Source organism: Oceanisphaera sediminis, from assembly GCF_039539745.1.
Lineage (GTDB): Bacteria > Pseudomonadota > Gammaproteobacteria > Enterobacterales > Aeromonadaceae > Oceanimonas > Oceanimonas sediminis.
The window spans coordinates 1-2,512 of sequence record NZ_BAABDS010000056.1; the positions used below are offsets into that span (position 1 = coordinate 1).

A 2,512-nucleotide genomic window follows, 5' to 3' on the forward strand; every position below is an offset into this window, starting at 1 on the left:
TCTGTATCAGGCTCTTTGTAGGAACTACGGGAACCAGTCATCGCGATGTTAAGGAAGAAATACAAGTAACTGAAATTATGAGTATGAGAGTACCAATGCGCGATACTGGGGCAGAGCTATTCGTAGTAGTGAGGAAGCGTTTGTAATGAACGTGGAGCGAAGGGATAGCGTCAAGCAGTCTGCACACCAGCCCAACTGTGATAAACAGGAGGAGGCTGTTGCTGAACAGACAAAACCATTCTCAATCAATAAATGGCAAGTAGCAGAAGCCTATCGGCGAGTGAAAGCCAATGCAGGTGCTGCCGGCGTCGATCATCAGACGTTGGCGGATTTCGAGCAAAACCTGAAAGGTAATCTATACAAAATCTGGAATCGGCTGTCTTCGGGGACTTACATGCCACCGCCCGTCAAGGCGGTACTGATCCCCAAGAAAAGCGGAGGGGAAAGAACACTCGGCATTCCTACCGTCAGTGACCGTATCGCGCAAATGACAGTACTTCTGTCATTCGAGCATCATGTCGAGCGCTGCTTTCTGGACGACTCCTACGGGTATCGACCGGGCAAATCGGCACTGGATGCCATTGCGGTGACGCGGAAACGCTGCTGGAAATATGACTGGTGCCTGGAGTTCGATATCAAAGGGCTGTTTGACAACATTCCCCATGATCTCCTGCTCAAGGCGGTGGATAAACACTGCACTGAGCGCTGGGTGAGGTTGTACATCACCCGCTGGTTAACCGCTCCCATGCTGATGCCAGACGGTACGTTAAAGGAGAGGAGCAAAGGAACACCGCAAGGCGGCGTTATCAGTCCGGTGTTGGCCAATCTGTTTCTGCACTATGTGTTCGACAAATGGCTCACGCTGCATCATCCAACCGTCCCCTGGTGCCGATATGCCGACGATGGACTGGTTCATTGTCGAAGCAAGCGGCAAGCAGAGGAAATGCTGGAAAGGCTAAGACACCGCTTTGAAGCCTGTGGACTGGAGCTCCATCCAGAGAAGACGAAGATAGTTTACTGTAAGGACAGTGCTCGAAAAGGTAACCACGACAATCAGCAATTCGACTTTCTGGGTTATACGTTCAGGGCGAGAAGTGTACAGAATCGTCGGCAGGGAAACATCTTCATGAGTTTCACGCCGGCGGTGAGTAAATCGGCACTCAAAGCCATGCGAACGAAACTGAGAAAACTGCGAATACGGTGTCGGGCTGATATGAGTATCCATCAAATTGCGAAGTGGTTAAATCCCATGATTTATGGGTGGATTAACTATTATGCACGGTTTCACAAATCAGCCATGAAGGCGATAGGTCGGCATCTTAACCTTGCTTTGGTCAAATGGACCAGACGCAAGTACAAGAACCTCCAGCGCCATAAAATCCGTGCTTGCCAGTTCATGGAAGGGCTGTCAAAACGGATGCCGCATCTGTTTGCTCATTGGAAAGCAGGGTTGGGAACTGCGTTTGCTTGATGGGAGCGGTATGAATCGAGAGGTTCACGTACCGTTCTGCGAGAGGCTGAGGGGGAGGTTCCCTCGGTCTACTCACTATTTCGGTGAAGTCCACCTGGACTGGTTCCAGCAAAAGGGCCTGTTCCCCGACGGGCTGCCGGTACACGACACCATCGCCCGTATCGTGTCTCGCCTTGACCCCACCCAGTTCCAACAGTGCTTTATTCAGTGGGCGCAATCGGTCAATGAGCGTACCGAGGGTGAACTGATTGCCATCGATGGCAAGGTGCTACGGGGCTTTTACCAGCGGGAAAGCCGCCGCTCCGCCATTCATATGGTCAGCGCCTTCGCCACTGGCAACGGCGTGGTCATGGGCCAGTTGAAAACCGATGCCAAGTCCAATGAAATCACGGCCATTCCAGCATTGCTCAAGCTGCTGGATATCAAGGGGTGCCTGGTGTCCATTGATGCCATGGGCTGTCAGACTGACATCGCCGGCACCATCGTCAAGCAAGGCGGAGACTACCTGCTGGCGGTCAAGGGTAACCAGGAGCTGTTGCACCGCGCGGTTCAGCAAGCACTCCGACCGTTCCACTCGGCAGCCACCGACCCCGTCAATGTGACGGTGGAGAAAGGACATGGTCGCATTGAGGCCAGGGAATACCATGTTCTTGCTGCCGGTGACGTGGCCAGCCAGTTCCCGGAGTGGAGAGGCCTGAAAACCCTGGGTGTGGCCATCGGCTATCGCCTGGAAAAATCAGGCAAACAGTCCCTCGAATACCGCTACTACATCAGTTCGGCGGAACTGGACCAGGCTCGCTTCGCTGCCGCAGTGCGGGACCACTGGCGGATCGAGAACAGCCTGCATTGGGTGCTGGACGTCTCGATGAACGAAGATGCTTGCCCCATCTATCGAGGTGAAGCGGCTGAGATTCTGTCTTGCATGCGTCACCTGGCGTTGAATATGTTGCGAGCAGAAACGACGAAGAAAGCCAGCATCCGGCGAAAGCAGAAGATAGCCAGCATGAACACAGACTATCTGGATCAGGTCTTGGCAGCGGG

The 2,512-nt window shown here is 53.5% G+C and carries 1 protein-coding gene and 1 pseudogene; both read left to right on the forward strand.

Features of this window, described 5'->3' with window-relative positions; all coding sequences use genetic code 11:
* The first annotated feature begins 145 nt into the window (after positions 1-145).
* Positions 146-1,471, forward strand: coding sequence for a group II intron reverse transcriptase/maturase (gene ltrA / locus ABD827_RS17790; RefSeq protein ID WP_344966040.1), 1,326 nt, complete (start codon positions 146-148; stop codon positions 1,469-1,471).
* Positions 1,472-1,550: 79 nt separating this feature from the next.
* A pseudogene (locus tag ABD827_RS17795) lies at positions 1,551-2,512 on the forward strand (ISAs1 family transposase); the annotation flags it as partial.